This window comes from Priestia sp. FSL H7-0729 (assembly GCF_038005685.1).
Lineage (GTDB): Bacteria > Bacillota > Bacilli > Paenibacillales > Paenibacillaceae > Paenibacillus.
This window is the reverse complement of record NZ_JBBOTQ010000001.1, coordinates 734425-754279: the sequence shown is the minus strand read 5'-3', so window position 1 is coordinate 754279 and position 19855 is coordinate 734425. Positions and strand designations below refer to the sequence as shown.

At 45.1% G+C, this 19855-nt stretch carries 15 protein-coding genes; 11 read left to right on the top strand and 4 right to left on the bottom strand.

Features of this window, described 5'->3' with window-relative positions:
• Positions 1–45 precede the first annotated feature (45 nt).
• Complete coding sequence (locus tag MHH93_RS03190) at positions 46–2307, top strand: glycoside hydrolase family 3 N-terminal domain-containing protein (RefSeq protein ID WP_500052759.1); 2262 nt, start codon at positions 46–48, stop codon at positions 2305–2307.
• Positions 2308–2409: 102 nt separating this feature from the next.
• Here the strand turns inward: MHH93_RS03190 and MHH93_RS03185 are convergent, their stop codons facing one another.
• Both MHH93_RS03185 and MHH93_RS03180 read right to left on the bottom strand, forming a co-directional pair.
• A complete protein-coding gene (locus MHH93_RS03185; protein ID WP_500052758.1) occupies positions 2410–3054 on the bottom strand; it encodes a TetR/AcrR family transcriptional regulator in 645 nt (214 codons plus the stop codon).
• Complete coding sequence (locus tag MHH93_RS03180; protein WP_500052757.1) at positions 3047–4249, bottom strand: MFS transporter; 1203 nt, start codon at positions 4247–4249, stop codon at positions 3047–3049. Before MHH93_RS03180 ends, MHH93_RS03185 begins: the two co-directional genes overlap by 8 nt.
• A gap of 193 nt (positions 4250–4442) precedes the next feature.
• On the opposite strand from MHH93_RS03180, the gene MHH93_RS03175 reads away from it, so the two are divergent.
• From MHH93_RS03175 to MHH93_RS03155, 5 genes are all read left to right on the top strand, one after another.
• The gene (locus MHH93_RS03175; RefSeq protein ID WP_500052756.1) at positions 4443–6446 is read left to right on the top strand and encodes a glycoside hydrolase family 2 protein; all 2004 of its coding nucleotides are present in this window, start codon (positions 4443–4445) and stop codon (positions 6444–6446) included.
• A complete protein-coding gene (locus MHH93_RS03170; RefSeq protein ID WP_500052755.1) occupies positions 6443–6862 on the top strand; it encodes a DUF3237 family protein in 420 nt (139 codons plus the stop codon). Before MHH93_RS03175 ends, MHH93_RS03170 begins: the two co-directional genes overlap by 4 nt.
• A 227-nt stretch (positions 6863–7089) precedes the next feature.
• The gene (locus MHH93_RS03165) at positions 7090–8670 is read left to right on the top strand and encodes a histidine-type phosphatase (RefSeq protein ID WP_500052754.1); all 1581 of its coding nucleotides are present in this window, start codon (positions 7090–7092) and stop codon (positions 8668–8670) included.
• 184 nt (positions 8671–8854) lie between these two features.
• Positions 8855–9349 carry an RNA polymerase sigma factor gene (locus tag MHH93_RS03160; protein ID WP_500052753.1) on the top strand — a complete coding sequence of 165 codons (495 nt, stop codon included), beginning with the start codon at positions 8855–8857 and terminating at the stop codon, positions 9347–9349.
• Entirely contained in the window at positions 9346–10317 is a 972-nt protein-coding gene (locus MHH93_RS03155) for a hypothetical protein (RefSeq protein ID WP_500052752.1), read from the top strand. Before MHH93_RS03160 ends, MHH93_RS03155 begins: the two co-directional genes overlap by 4 nt.
• An 88-nt stretch (positions 10318–10405) precedes the next feature.
• Here MHH93_RS03155 and MHH93_RS03150 read toward each other — a convergent pair whose 3' ends face one another.
• On the bottom strand, positions 10406–10972 hold the full coding sequence (locus MHH93_RS03150; protein WP_500052751.1) for a GNAT family N-acetyltransferase: 567 nt from the start codon (positions 10970–10972) through the stop codon (positions 10406–10408).
• Positions 10973–11002: 30 nt separating this feature from the next.
• Positions 11003–11878 carry a LysR family transcriptional regulator gene (locus tag MHH93_RS03145; RefSeq protein ID WP_500053311.1) on the bottom strand — a complete coding sequence of 292 codons (876 nt, stop codon included), beginning with the start codon at positions 11876–11878 and terminating at the stop codon, positions 11003–11005.
• Positions 11879–11987: 109 nt separating this feature from the next.
• Between MHH93_RS03145 and MHH93_RS03140 the strand changes: the two genes are divergently transcribed.
• The 5 genes from MHH93_RS03140 to cydC all read left to right on the top strand — a co-directional run bounded on the left by MHH93_RS03140 (position 11988) and on the right by cydC (position 19721).
• The gene (locus MHH93_RS03140; protein WP_500052750.1) at positions 11988–13382 is read left to right on the top strand and encodes an MFS transporter; all 1395 of its coding nucleotides are present in this window, start codon (positions 11988–11990) and stop codon (positions 13380–13382) included.
• 399 nt (positions 13383–13781) lie between these two features.
• Positions 13782–15146 carry a cytochrome ubiquinol oxidase subunit I gene (locus MHH93_RS03135; RefSeq protein WP_500052749.1) on the top strand — a complete coding sequence of 455 codons (1365 nt, stop codon included), beginning with the start codon at positions 13782–13784 and terminating at the stop codon, positions 15144–15146.
• The gene (locus tag MHH93_RS03130; protein WP_500052748.1) at positions 15146–16159 is read left to right on the top strand and encodes a cytochrome d ubiquinol oxidase subunit II; all 1014 of its coding nucleotides are present in this window, start codon (positions 15146–15148) and stop codon (positions 16157–16159) included. Before MHH93_RS03135 ends, MHH93_RS03130 begins: the two co-directional genes overlap by 1 nt.
• A 53-nt stretch (positions 16160–16212) precedes the next feature.
• A complete protein-coding gene (cydD, locus tag MHH93_RS03125) occupies positions 16213–17997 on the top strand; it encodes a thiol reductant ABC exporter subunit CydD (RefSeq protein WP_500053310.1) in 1785 nt (594 codons plus the stop codon).
• The gene (gene cydC / locus MHH93_RS03120; protein WP_500052747.1) at positions 17994–19721 is read left to right on the top strand and encodes a thiol reductant ABC exporter subunit CydC; all 1728 of its coding nucleotides are present in this window, start codon (positions 17994–17996) and stop codon (positions 19719–19721) included. Before cydD ends, cydC begins: the two co-directional genes overlap by 4 nt.
• Positions 19722–19855 lie beyond the last annotated feature (134 nt).

The window sequence follows — 19855 nt, the reverse complement described above, 5'->3', positions numbered from 1 at the left end:
TATTAGCGTCTATTCATCCATAGAATAACAACAGGAGTGAAACAAATGCATGTAAAATGGATGACGATGATTGGTGCTGTTCTAGGCTCCATGCTTATAGGGGTGGGGACGGCTGCTGCGGAAGAAACGTTTGTTGATTTAAAGCATTCAAAGTGGGCAGAGGATGGCATCACGTATATGGCGAAACGGGGAACCGTAGCCGGATACGGTAATGGTATTTTCAAGCCTCAGGCACTTGTGACACGGGCACAAGCCGTCACTTTTATGGTGCGGGAGCTTTATCCAGATCAGCTTCAAAAAGCAGTGGAAGGCACAACCTATTCGGATGTCCCAACGACACATCCCTTCCATCGGGAAATTATGATAGCTGCTAAAAATGGACTTGCGAGCGGTTTCCCTGACGGAACCTTCCGACCGGACGCACCGCTTAGCCGCGCAGAGACTGCGGCCTTCCTTACACGTTCATATTCACTTGCGGAAGGTAAGCATTCTGCAAAATGGACCGATACGGACAAGCATTGGGCTGCAGCGCCTATTCTTATCATGAGTTCCAACGACTTGGTCGGTGGTTATTCGGATGCCACTTTCCGTCCAAATCAAGCTGTCACGCGTGCTGAATATGCCGTATTTATGGCGAGAGTGATTCGCTTCGAACGCGAAGCGGCCATTCGGACGCAAGATTGGGATAAGCTGATATCCTATATGACGGTAAGCGAGCAAGTGGGTCAGATGCTTATGCCCGATATCAGGCAATGGAATGGTAAAGCAACGACGACCGTTAATGAGGGATTGAAACGTAGTACCCATGATCAAGACTTGGGTGGACTTATTCTTTTTGACAAAAATATTGTCGACGCGAGGCAACTTACAACGTTCACACATGATATACAAAGAGAAGCAGGTGACATTCCGCTATTTCTCAGCATCGACCAAGAAGGTGGTGTGATTAAGCGAATACCGGGAGGTACGAACTTGCCAGGTCAGATGGCGCTTGGCGCAACTGGGGATGCAACGCTGGCCGAAGCAGCAGGTCAGCTGACAGGGGAAGAGCTGAAAGCACTGGGAATTCAGGTCAATTTTGCGCCAGTGCTGGACATTAACAGCAATCCAGATAACCCCATCATTGGTATGCGTTCGTTTGGCTCGGATGCGGATTTGGTAACGCGGCTTGGTCTGGCAACCATACAGGGCTTGCGTCAATCCGGGGTGATGGCGGCAGTGAAGCATTTTCCGGGACACGGAGATACGCAGGTAGACTCCCATCTGGGTATGCCGGTACAAACTCATAACCGCGAGCGACTTGATGCGGTAGAATTAAAACCGTTTAAGGCTGCGATTGAAAACGGGGTAGAGATGATCATGACCGCACATATTGCTTTTCCTGCCATCGATAACGAACATGTTACTTCGCTCAAAGACGGTGAACGTGTGCCGATTCCTGCCACCTTATCGAAAAAAGTACTGACAGGACTTCTTCGCGGAGAGCTGGGATATGAAGGTCTCATCATTTCTGATGCTTTCACCATGAATGCCATTGCGGAGCATTTTGGGGAAAATCAATCGGTAGAACGTGCCGTTTCCGCAGGTGTTGATATCATCCTTATGCCAAAAGATTCAGCAGCGGCCCATCAAACGCTGGTGAATGCGGTGAACAATGGAACGATCAAGGATGAAACCATACACGCATCTGTGAAACGAATCCTGGAGATGAAAGCGAAATATGGTTTGTTTGAACGCAGCCAGACTCTTGCGCAAAAACTTACTCAGCTTAACGGTATTATTGGATCGAAGGAGCATCGAGCGGTGGAACAGAAAATCGCAGAGCGAGCGGTCACCGTACTCAGTAGCCGCGAAGGTGTGCTTCCGGATCAGATTCAGCAAGGCGATCGGGTTGTTATTGTCGCAGCCGAGCAGGATCAGGCGAAACAGCTTGAAAAACAACTGTTGCAATCCGCAAACAATCTGTCGTTAAAAACTGAAATTTCGATGGTTGGACAAGGCAAAATGAATGAAACGCTCCAGGCAATAGGCAAGGCCGATTACGTTATTCTTGCTTCTTACCAATTCCGCAATGTAGCCAGCCAGTTCGGTTGGAGCGATTATCAAACCTTGATTAATGCAATGAACAAGAGAAATCAGCGTTACACGCTGTTGTCACTTGGTAACCCTTACGAGATGATCTATTTGCAGAACGTGCGCTCAGGGCTTGCTGTGTATGGAAAGCAGGAGTCAAATACGTCTGCCGGGATCAAAGTTTTGCTTGGTCAACTGCAAGCTGAAGGACAGTTGCCCGTACAAACGGATTAAGGCTTCATTAAATGAAGAACAAAAAGACGGATTCCAGCATACGGAATCCGCTTTTTTTGTTTTAAACTAAACGTTGATTTTACCGATCCATCTACCATGCCCTCATTCAGGTAGTTCTTCGCTACAAACAAAATGGAGCAGCATCTTCACAAATTGCTCCGTCATACGCATATCCAATGAATGATCCTGAGCACCACCAATGGTTACCATGCGCTGGAGCATGCCCATCATCGTGGTGAAGATAAACAGAGCCAGGTCCAGCGGAGGAGATTGATTCTTAATACTGCCGTCAACAACGCCTTGGGATAAAGCGCCCATCAGGAAATGCTTTTCTTTCCCGTTCTGGTTGAAGGTATCATACACTTCTCTTAATTCAGGACTAAAATCATACATCTCGTAGTTGATATCAAATAATTGAATAAACCGGATGTAGTCTGGATGATGCTGGGCATAAACAACCCATGCATTCAACATGTCCCTCAGTTGTTCTCGCCCGTTCATGTCCTTCATCGATGCACGGCTAACCTCATCCGTTAGATGTTCAATCAGTTGCATCTGAATGGCCAGAAGAAGCTCATCCATAGACTGAAAATGTTTATAAAAGGTCACTCTGCTAAGTTCAGCTTTCGTACATACATCCTTAATCTTCACTTGGAGCAATCCATATTTCAAAAAAAGCTCCTTACCTGCTGCGATCAAATCATCGCGATGTTTATTTCCCAATTGTTGATGCCAATTTTCATTCACTTATATACCGTTGTCCTTTCTTCGAACGAAATGCGTTCAAGGTAAGTCCGAGAGAAGCGAGCAGCATAATTGCACCAAAAATATACGGGAAGTTTATGTTTTTGTCAAACAATAGTCCTGCAATCAGCGGGCCAATCACCGTTCCGAGACTGGAAAATGTCGTATTCAGACCCGATGCATAACCTTGTCGATCTCCAGCATTTTTGGATATTAACGTGCTGACCGAAGGTCGCAAAAATGAATTAAAGGCAAAGAATAACGTAGAAGCGAATAACAGAAAGACCAGGTTTACTTTAATTAACATTAACAACAAAGCTATGGGTGTGATTATTAAGGAGAGACGGATCAGCTTAATTTCACCAATTCTCTGTACAAACCAATCCAAAAGCCAGATTTGCACAACGATACCGATAATTGCGCCCAAGGTAATAATAATGGAGATCGTAGCAGCGTTGAATCCATATTTTTGTTCTGCAAAAAGTGCGAATACGGTCTCATAACTCATGAGGCCAAAGGTCATAACGAGCAGCACAATCAAGTATTTAAAATAGGGGACTTTAAATGAACTCCAGATTTTCTTACCCAGGTGATCTCCCTTCTGAAGTCGGATGGAGCCAGTTCTTTTTTCCGGGGGAAGTGTCTCAGGCAATAGTAGCGTCATCAATGCCGCAATCAGTCCCAGACCAGCCGCAAAGAAATAGGGCATGCGAATACCCATCTCGGCGATGAGCCCACCAAGACCAGGTCCGAGAACCATTCCCAAATTCATTGCTGCGCCGAAATAGCCCATGCCTTTCGCACGAGTCTCCGGTGTTGTAATATCAGCGACATAAGCAAGGTTCGCAGGAACCATTAAACCGAGGCTGATTCCCCCGATAAATCGTGCAACATAGAGGAACGGCAATGATGTCGATAATGCAAATATGATATCTGAAACAACAGACAGAAACATACCAGCCATGATCAACTTTTTGCGTCCAAAACGATCAGACAATTGTCCTCCCAGAGGTGAAAAGAAGAATTGAGCTGCACCAAAGGCCGCTACCAGAAATCCTGCGACAGTGCCTCCAGCATGGAAAAGCTTCAAATACTCCGGCAATATGGGGATGAGCATGCCTTGCCCCAATAATGCGATAAACAGGTTTAACATCAGAATGAATAGTGGAAAGCGAATTGCTTTTGGTAATGTACTCATGTTCGTTATAAGCTCCTTCATTTACATCGTGTTAACCTTTACAGTATGTAAACTATTTTAAATGGTTCGATGGAGATCTGTAAATCTTTTTTTGTCCCCAGATTGTCCATGACATTCAGCGGATGTTGAATGGCCCTACAGAGAAGACTTCGATATCATATTGAAAAACAGCATGAGAAAGTGAGGAGTCAGAATGAATGCTAGAACAGTAGTTTTATTGGAAGAATCATGGTTGTTTCAGGCAGATACCGAGAATCAGGGCATGGAACTACAATGGTATGAACAAGGTCCGCCCCTGGGCGAGATCATTAATATTCCCCACACCTGGAATACACAAAATGGATTAGAGGAGTTTCGTGGAACAGGGTGGTATAGTCAGGATGTGTACGCTCCTTTGGAATGGAAAGGGAAATTACTGCGTTTACAGTTTGATGCAGTTTATCGAGATGCAGTAGTTTGGGTAAACGGAAAACGTTTAGGAGAACATACTCAATCGGGTTACACTCCATTTATCATAGAGATCTCTGATGCAGTTAACTTTGATACAACCAATCGAATCGTGGTATCCGTGAATAATGAAAATAGTCCAACGGCTCTTCCCTTGGGCAATAGCTTTGATTGGGCAGACGACGGAGGAATCATTCGTGGTGTATCGTTAGTGGTTAGCGGTCGAACCGCAATAGACTATTCCAAACTTCAAGCTGTCCCTTACTTCACGGACGTTACGGATGCAACTCGCGCTCCATACGGCATGTTATCTGGTGAGATTCGTTTGTGGGAGAACGTACAAGAGTCTGAGTGTACATCTGTCCAATTGAAAGTGATGATTGCGTCTGAAGGAGACTTGTTGACTTCGAATGAATGCGAACTGTCCGGCGATAAAAAGGTCCTACGCTTTCGGGACATCAAGGTGGAAGGACTTAAGTTGTGGCATTTTGATCATCCGCATCTATATACCGTAACAATTGCTATATACTCGGATGGGGTCCCTGCAGACGAGGTATCTATAGCAATAGGATTTAGAGAGATTCGCTCAGAAGGAAATACATTGTTGCTTAACCGTGAGCCGGTTCGTCTCATGGGGGTAGAATGGATGCCCGGATCGAACCCTATGAGTGGCATGGCGGAATCGGTAGCGCAGTTGGAAGAGATGCTTCATCATATAAAACACGCGAATTGTGTAATTACCCGTTTTCACTGGCAGCAGGACAGCAAGTTGCTTGAATGGTGTGACCGTAACGGCTTATTGGTGCAAGAAGAGATTCCACATTGGCAGACACCACAAGATCCGGATAATGAGTGGTTGAACATTTCAATGAAGCATGCCCAAGAAATGGTTCATCGTCACTATAATCATCCTTGTATCTATGCATGGGGGATCGGCAACGAGGTGAACGGACAGTCCACTGTTACGGTCAACTATTTTGCGGAGCTCAAAACACTGGTGCAGGAACTCGATGACACGAGATTTATTAACTATGTATCCAATACTGTGCATGAAAATCCCACTCAGGATGCCACAGGTGTAGGCGATATCGTGATGTGGAACGATTATATCGGAACATGGCACGGTGATCTGAACAGGCCGGAAATTATCCGGAATATCACAAGGAGCTTCCCAAATAAACCTCTTGTGGTAGCTGAATATGGACTATGTGAGCCTGCATATGAGGGCGGGGATGAACGTCGTACACAGATCCTGGTGGAAAACACAAGGGAATATCGGAAGCATCCTGCTATTGCTGCGCTCATATACTTCAGCCTAAACGATTATCGAACGCAAATGGGTGAGGAAGGAGAGGGTAGGCTACGTCAAAGGGTACATGGTTCCATGAGTTTAGACGGCACGCCAAAGCCTTCTTACGAAGCTTTACGCCAACTAGCTTCACCAATTAACATCAACGTGGAGTTGAAAAAGGAGGAGTCCCAAGTTGTAGTAGCCGTGAAGAACCGGAATGACATTCCATGTTATCGGATATCCGGTTACACGCTTAAACTGGTTGACCCGCTCGGTGATGTCATGTCTGAACTCATCCCGGATTTATCACCTGGAGAGCAGCACGTGTTTTACTTTACCGACATTCCTGAGAATCGATGGAACGAACTTGTTTTAGAACTCATCAGACCCACCGGATTTTCTGTAAGTAGTGATTTACTGTTAACATACCAGAAGCAGAGTGGAGTTGGAAACGCGTGAAATTAGAGGAATTGTTTACGGTACATGTGAACATTGAAAGATCATTTGATTTACAGAATAACGAAGAGGATTCGGTTGTCATGATTACCTTTACAGGCAGCGTGACCGGAAATTACTTTGAGGGAATTGTGCTGGATGGAGGAGTGGATACACAGATCATCGGGAAGAATGGTGACCCGCATACGCTATCGGCAAGATACATGATTCAAGGCAAAGACTACACAGGACACGCCTGTAAAATTTATATTGAGAACAATGGAAATATCGATAAAACGCTGAAAACTGCTTTATTTCGCACTTCTCCCAAAATGATTACGGATAGCAAGGCATTATCTTTTTTGAATAGTGAAACGTTAGTTGGAGAAGGTCATTCAACGGAGTCAGGCGTAGATATAAAAATATACAGAACGTTATGATAACGAATTTGTTCATATGTATCGGATCAAGACAGCCTGTTATGCAGTTTAAGAGTCGCTAAGGAGCGGCTCTTTTTTTTGTCGTTATAAGATTTTGCGTCAATATTTATATGTATTCCTTTACATTTAATTAACAAAGTATGGATACAGCGCAGACACTTCTCACCTATAGTATGATGAGCGAAAATAAACCAATATCAGGCGGACTAAGGAGAAGACTATTCAATATGATGATCAAAAAAATCGGGATTTCAGTAGTATCGCTCACCCTGCTAACATCTGTAAGTATGTTTGACGTATATGGTGCAGGCTCCAAACGCATGATCGAAGTTTCTGAACAATCGGCCAATGTGGTTGTGAACGGACAAAAGGTGGAGGGTGAATCATTTCTCTATAATGGGGTCACATATGTGCCTGCAAGAGCGATAGGGGAGGCCTTGGGGCAAGAGGTAGACTGGGATAATAACACCCAAACGGTCTTTGTTGGACAAAAAATCAACGATGAGCAGGGGTACCGCGGCACCAAAACGCCATATCCGTTTAAGGAAACAAATTATACAAAAGCACCTGATGGATATGAACCGGTATTTATTAATTACATAGGCAGACATGGTTCCAGACATCTATCCAGTTCCAAGTATGATAAAACACTCTATGAACTGCTCAATATCGCTGAAAAGGATGGGCAGGCTACCAATCTGGGTAAAGAGCTGAAGAAAGAAATTGGCAAACTGATGAAGGTTGAAAAAGATCATTATGGCTTGTTATCCGTTACGGGCGGAGAAGAATTGAAGGGAATAGGAACCAGAGTCGGGCAGAATTTTAAAGGACTATTTACATCAGATAAAAAAGTAATTGCGCAGGCTACCTTCAAAGATCGAACGCCTCAGAGCAGAGATCAGTTTATTGACGGATTAGAGGAAAGCTTGGGAGATAACAAGGTGGACATTCTATCTTCAGCCTTTGAAGAAGGGAACGACCCTTATCTACGGCCTTACGATCTAGCGACAAAGTACAATGAATACGTTGAAGATGGAGACTGGGTTAAGTTATACGAGAATTATGTTACACAGAGCACGGGAACGCGTTATGCAAAAGAAGTGCTTTTGCAATTTTTCACTGAGGACTTTTATCAGAGATTGAATTCGGGAGAGTTCGAGCTGAAGGATGAGAAAGGAAAAGTGAAACTGAGCAACCCAACCGAAGCGGCTTCGAATTTATACGAACTGTACATCATTTCTTCGAATATTAAAGGAGAAGGTGACTTCGAATTCGGGCGGTATTTCACGGCTAATCAGTTGAAATGGTACGAGAGTATTGACAATATCAATGATTTCTATGAAAAAGGTCCATCCTTAACATCCACGGATCTGCCGCAGAATATCATTGCACCCCTGGTCAAAGAATTGATCGTGTCTACCGAACAGTCCATTCAGCAGAAAGACACGGCTGGTATATTTCGTTTTGCTCACGCAGAAACCATTATTCCATTATCTTCATTCCTGGATATCGCCGGAGCTAATGTGAGTATCGACAAACCGCAGGACGTGACCGAAAACTGGAATGGCTCAGTCATCTCACCGATGGGAGCAAACATCCAATGGATTTTGTACTCCAATGGTAAGGATGTCCTCGTGAAAATGCTTAGAAATGAAGAAGAAATCGCGTTCCCGATTGAAACAAAGACCTATCCGTACTATAAATGGGATGATGTGAAGACATATTACCAAAACAAACTACAGAAGGTTGGCGTAGAGCTGGATAGCAGCTTGGAAGATAACATCGAGCTTTTACAGAAAAAATTCTAGTTGGTGAAACGATATGCATTTTATATAAAAATAAAGACGAAGATGAAGAAAGCAACTCCTTTTCATGGGGCTGCTTTTCTTTTTTTCATTTTGAAAGAAATGGACCAGTAAAAAAATCTAAAACAAAATGTGACCAAATGCCGTCCGTAAGAGTGTTAGAGGTATAAAGGAGGGCATAACAACCATGCAGCGATCAGTGCCCCAGCTGGGCGATCATGTGATGAAAGTTTATGAGACATACGCGGATACGCTGTTCCGGATTGCCATGGTGCACCTCGGCAGACGGGAAGACGCGGAGGAAGCCACTCAGGATACCTTCATCAAACTAATAGAAAAAGCCCCTACATTCAACGATGCAGAGCATCAGAAAGCATGGTTGATTCGGGTCATCACCAATCATTGCAAATCCTTATTAGGCAGAGGCTGGCGCAAACGGGAGGTCAAGCTGGAGGGTGTCGATGCCCTTACACCGGACAACCCGGAAGATCACGCGCTGATCGAACTTGTGCTGTCACTGCCCCTCAAGTATAGATCGGTGGTTCATCTGTATTATTACGAAGATTATGCAATTCGAGAAATCAGCGAGATTCTGGAGATCAGCGAGTCAGCGGTGAAGATGAGGTTAAAGCGAGGAAGAGAGCTGTTGAAACTGGAGCTGGAAGGAGAGGAACTGCAATGAACGAAGAACAATTCAAACAAAACTACAAGAAAGCGGTGGATCATATGAAAACAAATGAGCAAATGAAAAAGCGGGTTGAGCAATCCTTAAACACGCAACATCAGGGACCAAAACGTCAACGTAAACCATTATACATCGCAGCAAGTGTTGTTATCGCTGCCAGCATTGGCTTGGCTGCACCGAGTGTGTGGCAACAATTCAATGGACCAGGCGCACCAACTCCTCAGGTGGCAGAGGTGACTCCGGGCGCGTCATTTGTTCCGATCGTGATTCCGAAGATGGAGCTGCCTGATTCACAGGGGAAAGGCGCGATGGCGGATATGATGCAACTGGTTGTATATGAAGGAAACGTATATACACAGTCCCCAACATTGCTTGAAGGCGTAAATGCACTCAACCTGCGGGGCGAAAAGCTTGGTACTACAACTGGTGGCATCAATGAACTGAGCGGCCAGGATAAATATACGGAGCTTGCTTCCAACATTGGCGAAGCAGACATCTATGCGGTCAATGGCTACGACAAGGACTTCCGCATCATGTCTTACACTGAGATCGATGGTCAGGTGTATGCTCAACTATTCGATAAGAATAACGGGATCACCATCACTAGTGGAGCCGATTTGATTGGCAAGCTTCATCTCGAAGGTAACGTTGCCTCGGCACAATGGGAGACGTTTGATAGCTGGAACAATGGAAAGCAGCAGTTTCAGCCGTTAACAACGGATAAAGCCCTGGACAGCTTCATCGCATCGCTAAATGCTGCAAAGCCGATTGCAACGAGTCCGGAGTTGGAAGAGAAACTCTACGGCAAGGAAGATCGCAAGATCATCTATCTCACGCTGGAAGACAAAACGCAAGTCCCACTGGTTCTGTTTGGTGAAGGTCTAGTGCGTTACGGCAATGTTCCTGCATTTCTCGAAGTTGAAAAAGTTACGTTTCAATCCTTCTGGAACAGCTTGGACGAGTAAAGTGAAGGAATCAATACGGATGCATGAAGAAGAGCGAACAGGGCACGCAAGTGCTATGTTCGCTCTTTTGATTATCGGTGGAAGTAGTTTAAGTGAAATTTTTGTAATAAACCAGATGATCGGTCCACTCATCATTTTCGTGTATGAAACCTTTACGCACACATTCAAATTCCATACCAACGCTTTCAGCTAACTTTATAGAAGGGGTGTTATCCACATTAATATGAGCTTCTATGCGGTGGAATTTCAGATGTTCGAATGCAATATAAAGTGCTTCATTCACTGCTTCTTTCCCATAACCTTTTCGCCAATACTGATTATGGATCGTATATCCGAAGCTTCCCCATTGAAAATGATCTCTTGCCAATGTCGCAATATCAATCATACCCAGATGTGTACCATCTTGCTTTCTAAATACTCCAAATACATAAACGGCATCCGTACGCGCTAACTCCTGGTGTCGATCTACCAGATCATGAAACCAATCCGTGGTACATTCACTCATATCCATTTTTCCTTTATCATGGCGGTGTTGGGAGGGCAAGCGGTTTTCAAACTCATTCAACCAATTTTCATAGTCGTCTTTCTGTAATGGTCGGATGATTAGCCGCTCTGTCTCTGAAATATAATCAAATTTTTCTGCTTTTAATATCAAAAGGACATCTCCTTTATATTGAATTTATGCTCATGGCATAGCATTGAAATAGTCCGTAACCACGCTGCGAAACTCTAAAGCGGCTTTGGAAATATACCTGTTTTTATGCGAAAGTAGAGCGATTTTCCGAACGAGTTGATGTTCCTCTACCTGAAGATATTTAATGCGCTCATGCGGGTTTCTGGCCGTACTAGGTATAAAAGCGAGACCAATCTCCGCCTCCACAAGGGCTGTTAATCTTGCAGGCTCATCACCTTCATATACATACTTCGGTAGGAAACCAGCGGATTGACATACGGAATCTACCATATCACGAATCCCATACCCTTGCTTCACCCCAACAAACCACTCGTCCTTAAGTTCGGTTAATTGAATGCTGCTTCGGTCTGCATGTCGATGCCCCATAGGTACAGCGACTACGATCGGATCTTCATATAGTATCTGACATTCGATGTCGTCACCTTGAATCGGAGGGGAGGAGAGACAAAAATCAACCTCGCCCCGATGTAGAAGCTTGGACATGTTTTCTAACGAAACCATTTGCACATGGAACTGAATGTCCGGGCTATTTTTTCGAAATTCCTGTAGTATACCTGGCAAAGTACTTGCCGTAGTCACCGCCAATTGCAGTGTACCCTGATCCGGATTGGAGAAGTCAGCGATTTCCCGCTTTCCTTGTTCCAATTCAAATAGAGCTTTTTCAGTCCTCTGAAGAAATATTCTTCCAAAGTCGTTTAGTCGCAGCTTTCTCCCGATTCGATCAAATAAAGGGACTCCCAGGTCGTCCTCTAATCGTTGTATTGTTTTGCTCAGGGAGGATTGCGTGACATGCAGCTTTCCCGCAGCTTCCGTAACATGTTCGCATCGGGCCACTGTCAGGAAATATTTTAGTTGAAGAAGTTCCATTTGCACCATTCCTTCATTCCTTCTAGTTCATCAAATCATAACATATAATGCGTTGGAATAAATGAATGTTTTCAAGTAAGATGACAGCAGAAGAAGGAGTGATGCACCGATGAAGGTTCGAAATAAAGGATTGATGTTAGCTGTTGGACTTGGAATTATGTTGAATCCGTTGAATTCCTCCATGATTTCGGTGGCAATTACCAGGCTACAACAAGTTTATCAACTTAATTTTACAGCCGTTTCGTGGATTATTTTATCATTTTACATTGCCAGTGCTGTCGCTCAACCCGTCATGGGCAAGTGTAGTGATTTGTTTGGCCGCAGGAAGATCTTCCTCATGGGTCTTGTTGTTGTTTTTGTATCGTCCATGCTAGCTCCGTGGGCTTCGAGCTTTTCGTGGCTTATCGTATTTCGGATTATTCAATCGATTGGCACAAGCATGATGGTGGCCGTTGGAATGGCAATTGTCAGAATTAATGTAACTGAAAAACAAGCCTCCGCCTTGTCCACCTTGGCTATATTCCTTTCTGGAGCGGCTGCAATTGGACCTTTTATTGGTGGAGTATTGATTCATTGGTGGGACTGGCACAGCATATTCTTCGTTAATATTCCGTTTGTCTTGGCAAGCTTTTGGTTCGCCTGGAAGACAATCCCGAAGGACGAGCAATTTTCGTCTATCTCTGGGCACATGTCCATTCGGCAATGGCTTGCGTTAATTGACGCACCAGGTATCCTGATGTTTACGGTAGCTTTGGTGACTCTGCTTATCAGTTTACTTTCAGTAAATTCCACAGGAGATATTTCAACATGGCAACTGCTGATAGGGGGGATCGGGTTAATCGTACTCGTCATGTTCATCCGATATGAATTAAAAGCAGCCACGCCTTTCATCCCTCTGCGAACGTTTGCCTCATATCCCGAGATGACTTGGGTGAATGTGCAATACATGCTGGTGAACATCCTGTTTTACGCACTTTTTTTTGGAGTTCCTACGTATTTGAAGCAGGTACGTCATCTCAACGAAGTTCATGCAGGAATGAGCATGCTAGCTTTGGGGTTATGTTCAGTCATTATTGCTCCGATCGCAGGGCGCTGGATTGACAGATCGGGATCACGGCCAGCTCTGATCGTATCCGCTTCTTTAATGACATTTGGCTCTATATTAATCGTTGTTATGAATGAAACTTCTCCAATCTTCATAATCATTGTTGCCTTAGCTTTATTTGGAATAAGTAATGGCCTAAACGCGGTCGGCATGCAGGCAGCACTGTTCAAAAGCACACCCAAAGAAATGATCGGAGTCGCATCGGGTATTTTTAATACGTCACGCTACCTGGGGACCATTTTATCATCATTATTGATTGGAATTGTTATGGGAGATACCTTTAATGTGACAGGATTTCAGCTGCTTGGAATCATCCTTACGGTATTAGCTGCATCACTGATCATTATGAGCGTACGTCGCGAGGCAGGTGCGGTGAGTCCGGAGCAAGTAAGCAAGTAAAATAGCAAATCTGCCGTGCAATACCACGTTTACACCCAATGAATCAATAGCTCTATTGGGTGTATTTTTTGTTTTTCACCAAGTTGTCAGAAAGAGTTGATCCTTTCTTGAACGTTTAGGGTAGAAGACGTGACTTTGATTGAATTAGGTAAAAATAAAGATATAATAATTTTGATTAATAGGCTTGGTTAGTACCTTAAGTGCATCCATATCAGATTTTAATAGGCATCCAATGCTTCTTATAATCGGGGGCCAACAGGAGTAAACGCATTATAGGTGTGGCAAGATATCGTCATACCTAACTTTGTGAAATTTTTCGCAACTGTGTACTAAGCTTGGCCAAATCTGATATTGAATGTTTCTAAATTGAACAGAGTTTGAAAGGAGGCAACACAAAGAATGGCTATTGATACGGTTTTATGGAGCAGGCTCGTGACGGGTTTGACGCTCGGTTTCCACGTGATTTTTGCAACGCTGGGTGTCGGTGTACCCTTGATGATTGCTATCGCAGAATTCATCGGTATTCGGAAGAAGGATCACCATTACATACTTATGGCGAAGAGGTGGTCCAGAGGGTTCGTCATTTCTGTGGCGGTGGGTGTCGTGACAGGTACCGCGATATCACTGCAGTTGGCCCTGGTATGGCCGAATTTTATGAAACTGGCCGGAAATGTCATTGCACTGCCCCTATTTATGGAAGTATTCGCGTTCTTTTTTGAAGCGATCTTCTTGGGCATCTACTTGTACACGTGGGATCGGTTCAAAAATCCCTATATCCACTGGTTGCTGACTATACCAGTTGTTGCCGGGGCAGGCATGTCTGCTGTTTTTATTACAACAGTGAACGGATTCATGAACCAGCCTGAAGGCTTTGTTATGGAAGCAGGTCAATTCATGGCAGTGAACCCTGTACAAGCAATGCTGAATGCGGCGACGTTCTCCAAGGTATTCCATGTATTAAGCTCGGCCTATCTGACAGGAGCTGCGCTGTTAGCAGGAATTGCAGCCTTTGCGATGCTGAGAAAAGGCGTGTCGGCCTATCACAAGAAAGGCTTAAACCTGATGATGGCCGTTGTACTGGTATTCAGTTTATTAAATTCTTTAGCTGGAGATGTGTCTGCCAAGTTTTTGGCTGAGCATCAACCGGAGAAACTCGCAGCTGCCGAGTGGCATTTCGAGACGGAAAGCGGCGCGGACTTAATTTTATTGGGATGGCTGAATGCAGAACATGAAATTATAGGCGCCCTTCATTTGCCGAAAGTGCTCAGTTTCCTTGCCTTTGGAGACTTTAACGCTGAGGTAACCGGGTTGAATGAATTTCCACCTGATGAGCACCCACCATTACTTGTGCATTACTTGTTTGATCTGATGGCTGGAATCGGATTCGCTCTGCTCGCGATCTCATCTCTATACTTCCTGTTTGTGTTCTGGAAGAAGCGCAATCCATTTAACAAGTGGATGCTACGTATGGTTGCACTCAGTGCACCGCTTGCATTTCTGGCCGTTGAGATGGGTTGGTTCTATGCAGAAGTGGGGAGGCAGCCCTGGATCATCCGAGGTTATATGCGCGTAGAAGAGGCTGCTACTTCTTCACCGAGTGTAAGAATTTTATTTTTCGTCTTCTTGCTTCTGTACATTGTGCTCGGCGTCATCTGTGTCCTCGTGTTGAGACGGTTGTTCAATAACAATCCTGCTGAGCTTGAGATGGAGAAATGGTTGAAGGAGAAGCATGATCAATCAGCCGAGAAAGGGGACAAAAGCTGATGAGTTATGAGTTGATTGGGATATCGGTACTCTGGCTGTTCTTGTATGGCTATCTTATTGTAGCTTCCATCGATTTTGGAGCAGGATTTTTCGCCTTTTATGCACGCCTGACGAAGCAGGATCACCTGATTAATCGTCTGATCTCCCGGTATCTATCACCGGTCTGGGAGATCACCAACGTATTTTTTGTCTTTTTCTATATTGGCATCGTTGGATTCTTTCCGGATACTGCTTACTATTATGGATCCGCGCTGCTTGTTCCGGGAAGTATAGCCGTCATTTTACTGGCTATTCGTGGGTCGTTCTATGCTTTCGAGAATTATGGTTCCAAAAATAACATCGTATATCTGTTTTTATACGGAGCTACAGGGTTGCTTATTCCGGCGTCGTTGTCAGTGGCACTAACATTGTCTGAAGGTGGCTTTATTCTAAAGCAAGGCGAGACGGTTTCCCTTGATTACTGGGCACTATTTACGAATCCATTATCGTGGAGCATCGTTGGACTCGCCATCGTATCCGTATTGTTCATTAGCGGATCATTTCTTACATTTTACGCTTCTCGGGCAGAGGATCATTCGGCATTAAAACTGATGCGTAACTATGCTTTGTTCTGGAGTACACCGACCATCATTCTCGCGCTGACTGCATTTATATATTTGGGTCAACACAATGAGCGTCATTTCCAAAACATGATGGATTTATGGTGGTTGCTGGCGCTTTCCGTTGCATTTTTCATGATTGCCATGTGGCTGTTGTATAACGGACGCCGTTACGGATTAGCTTTTATTTGCATCATGCTGCAATTTTTCACAGCCTTTTTTGCATATGGGATTGGACAATATCCTTATATTCTTGATCCATTCATCACCATTCAGAGCAGCGCTACACCACCAGCGATGGGGTTCGCACTCGTCGTTGTGTTTATCGGTGGTCTGTGCCTGTTAATTCCTTCTCTTATTCTGGTCTTCAAACTGTTCTTGTTTGATGCGGATTATGTCAAAGGGAAAAAATAAAGGAGGAGCGTTCTGTGAAGAGGAAAGCCAAATCGAATCTGATCTCGCAGCAAATGTCTTTACAACTAAAAAACAGACTACTCCTTGCGATCATTTCGCTGGCCCTTGGTGTAGCTATTGTAAGCCAGGCCACATTGGTGGCCGAAGCAGTGCAGCGAATCTTTGTAGAGGGAGCTTCCTTCTCATCAGTGATGCTGTTGCTTGGACTATTGCTAGCTGTTATGGCTGTACGCACACTGTTGACGTATGGTAACGGGAAAGTGGGCTTGCATATGGCAGCCCGTGCCAAGACAAATATGCGAGCTTCTGTGTTGCAGAACCTTACCCGCGCTTCCATGCCTTCAACCCTTCGTGGACAGACGGGGGGAAAGGTCAGTATTGCTCTGGATGCTGTGGATGAAGCCGACAGTTATTTCAGTCAATATATGCCGCGTATGATGGAAGCTGCGATGATCCCGATTCTGATTCTGATTGTTACGTTTACGCAGCATGCTAACACAGGCTACATTATGCTGTTTACAGCACCGTTTATCCCGCTCTTCATGATTTTGGTGGGACTCAAGACAAAGAACAAATCCGAGGAGAAGTACGCGCAGCTGGCAGAGTTTTCTGGTACATTTCTGGATTCGCTTCAAGGGCTGGATACGTTGAAAATATTCGGGCGGGCTAAACGTCAGCAGCAGAGAATTGAACGCAGCAGTCTGGGGTTTCGAGATGCCACCATGGGCATTTTGAAGATTGCCTTTACAAATACGTTTATGCTCGAAGCTATCGTCATGTTAAGCATCGGTATTGTTGCGCTTGAACTGGCTATTCAGTTACTTGTGTTCAAATCGATGAGCTTCCACACGGCCTTTCTTGTGTTGCTGCTCGTCCCTGAGTTTTACAGCCTGTTGAAGAATACGGGAACAGCTTTTCACAGCGGACGAACCAGTATGGGGGCCATTCGTAAGGTGGAACAGATGCTTGAGGAAACCACTATCATGAGCACACCAACGAAGCTTGAAGAAGGGTTCGATCCAAGTGAATTTACCGATGTCGATGTAACAGCACATGCAGAAGAACTTCGTAAAGCTTCTGCTGAGTTGATTCCAATGCCACCAACCATTGAACTGGAGCATGTCCGGTTCCAGTACGCATCGAATTCCTTTGGTCTTCAGACTGGACAGATCTCGATTGGACCGGGAGAACAGATCGCTATTGTAGGCAAAAGCGGCTCAGGTAAAACCACGCTGCTTCATCTCATGGCCGGTTTGCTGAAACCAGATTCGGGAGCGGTTCTGGTTAATGGAAGCGAGCTTTCGCAACATGATGAAACTGCATGGTTCGAGCATGTTAGCTACATTACACAGCATCCCTATATTTTTGCAGGTACCTTTGCCGAAAATATCTCGATTGGCGCAGGTCGAAATGTCTCCAGAGCTGAAATAGAGCAGGCTGCAGAGGAAGCAGGACTTGCTGGTGTTGTCGCTCAATTGGAACAGGGATTGGATACCAATGTTGGTGAGGGTGGTCGGGGGCTATCTGGTGGGGAAAAGCAGCGACTTGCCCTGGCACGTGCTTTTCTGAAGAAACCAGCCGTTATTTTGTTCGACGAACCCACTGTTGGACTTGATCTACACACTGAGCGGGTACTGCAACAATCGATTGCGTCATTAGCCAAAACGGCAACGATGATTACGGTGGCACACCGTTTATATACGATTCAACATGCGGACAACATTTTGTTTATGGACAATGGGGTGTTGGTGGATTCAGGACCTCACCACGAGCTTCTTGTCCGCTTGCCTCAATATGCCGAGATGGTGGATGTTGGGCGAAAAGGAGGGTTAGCATGAATGAGCTGACGATACTGTCAAAAGCGATGATTCAGGAGCGCAAGGATATCTTGCTTTCGATATTAGGCGGATTCATCGCCGGCATAGCAGGGGTGGCTCTCTTTTCCGCGAGCGGGTACATGATTTCGCAAACGGTATTTGCGCCTCCGCTATACACCTTAATTGTGCTTACCTCGATGGTTAAACTGCTCGGCTTTCTTCGAGCGGCGAGTCGTTACGCAGAACGTTTGTATTCCCATAGGGCGACGTTCTCCATGCTAAGCCGTTTGCGAACGTCCTTTTTTGCCAAACTCATTCCGGTAACGCCGGGTATTTTGAACAAAAACCGAAGTGGAGATCTGCTTGCACGGATCGTGGGTGATGTGGAAAGTTTGCAAAATTACTTTTTGCGCGTCGCATATCCTCCGATCATTGTTGTTATGGTGTTTTTGGCTACCATGCTGTTCACTTCGGTCTTTTCAATCTGGATAGCGTGCTTGTTAGTACTCGGCATGCTGATCACGGCTTTTGTTGTACCAGGTATTGTCTTGTTAGGTCAGCGAAAAATACATGGACGTGTCCGCCAGCAACGGGCCTTGCTGTCCACGGAAGTAACCGAAGTGTTGTATGGTTTCCGGGATCTGAAAGTATACGGTCAATTGGAACAACGCGAGCAACAGCTTCAGCAGGCTTCCGCTACATTGGCAACAGAACAGAAACAAGCCGCTTCACACTTGCTGCGAGGGCAATCCATGCACGTTTTTGTGACATATCTCGTAACATGGGGTGTGCTTGCACTGAGCGCTTTCTTAATTATGAACGGAGTGTTCGCCGGTGTATTCCTCGCCATGCTGATCCTGGCTACGCAGACCTTGTTCGAAGAAGCTGCGGCAATGGCAATATTACCCCTATATAAGCAGGATAGCGAACATGCAGCTCAGCGACTGTCGGAAACGGTGCCGACCTCCGATGTGCAACCTGTACAGCCAAGCGGTGAAGTGTCAGACGATCATGCAGTTTCGATCGAGTTATCTCGTGTTAACTTCCAATATGAAGGGGAATGGAGAGCGGCGCTCAGAGAGCTATCCCTGAAACTTGCAGCAGGCTCCAAAACAGCGATTGTTGGACCAAGCGGGTCAGGGAAGTCAACGATTATCGATCTGCTACTCAAGCTGCGTGCACCAACGTCTGGCGATATACGGTTAAACGATGTTCCGGTGCAGGAACTGAATGAAGAGAGCATTTGGCAAAACGCGAATGTCGTGTTGCAGCAAAGTCATTTCTTCCGGGGAACCATCCGGGATAACCTGCTACTGAATGGAGAAGAACATTCGGATGAACAACTGTTGGTTGTGCTGGATAAAGTACAATTGCCGAATAAATTGTTGACCGATATGGTATATGAAAAAGGAGAGAACCTATCGGATGGCGAGAAGCAGCGGTTAGCTCTTGCACGGGCCATGCTGCGCAAAGGACGGTTATGGCTGCTGGATGAACCGACGTCTTCACTGGATTACGTTACAGAGCAACGTGTATTGCAGCATCTTCTGGCCCAGGCCTCCGAAGATACACTTCTGTTGATCTGTCATCGGCTGACGGGATTGGAAGAGATGGATCGCATTGTTGTCATGGACCAAGGTAAGATCGTGGAGTCGGGCTCTTTCTCCGAGCTGATGGAGCAAAAAGGTTATTTTTATGAAATGAAGCAAATTGAACGACAAATGATTGGAGACACCGGGGCATAAAATATAGTCTATTACGTAGAAAATACTGTCGGTTGTCGAACAATTTAATAAATTAACTTTTATAAATACTTATAAACCCCAAAGGATGCGATGCATATGCTCCTTGGGGTTTTATTTGATATAATAGTTCTTTA

Bases quoted from the DNA above. Each gene is read 5' to 3' on its own strand.
- MHH93_RS03190 (WP_500052759.1), top strand. From the start codon at position 46: ATGCATGTAAAATGGATGACGATGATTGGTGCTGTTCTAGGCTCCATG.
- MHH93_RS03180 (WP_500052757.1), bottom strand. From the start codon at position 4,249: ATGAGTACATTACCAAAAGCAATTCGCTTTCCACTATTCATTCTGATG.
- MHH93_RS03175 (WP_500052756.1), top strand. From the start codon at position 4,443: ATGAATGCTAGAACAGTAGTTTTATTGGAAGAATCATGGTTGTTTCAG.
- MHH93_RS03165 (WP_500052754.1), top strand. From the start codon at position 7,090: ATGATGATCAAAAAAATCGGGATTTCAGTAGTATCGCTCACCCTGCTA.
- MHH93_RS03160 (WP_500052753.1), top strand. From the start codon at position 8,855: ATGCAGCGATCAGTGCCCCAGCTGGGCGATCATGTGATGAAAGTTTAT.
- MHH93_RS03155 (WP_500052752.1), top strand. From the start codon at position 9,346: ATGAACGAAGAACAATTCAAACAAAACTACAAGAAAGCGGTGGATCAT.
- MHH93_RS03145 (WP_500053311.1), bottom strand. From the start codon at position 11,878: ATGGAACTTCTTCAACTAAAATATTTCCTGACAGTGGCCCGATGCGAA.
- MHH93_RS03140 (WP_500052750.1), top strand. From the start codon at position 11,988: ATGAAGGTTCGAAATAAAGGATTGATGTTAGCTGTTGGACTTGGAATT.
- MHH93_RS03135 (WP_500052749.1), top strand. From the start codon at position 13,782: ATGGCTATTGATACGGTTTTATGGAGCAGGCTCGTGACGGGTTTGACG.
- MHH93_RS03130 (WP_500052748.1), top strand. From the start codon at position 15,146: ATGAGTTATGAGTTGATTGGGATATCGGTACTCTGGCTGTTCTTGTAT.
- cydD (WP_500053310.1), top strand. From the start codon at position 16,213: ATGTCTTTACAACTAAAAAACAGACTACTCCTTGCGATCATTTCGCTG.
- cydC (WP_500052747.1), top strand. From the start codon at position 17,994: ATGAATGAGCTGACGATACTGTCAAAAGCGATGATTCAGGAGCGCAAG.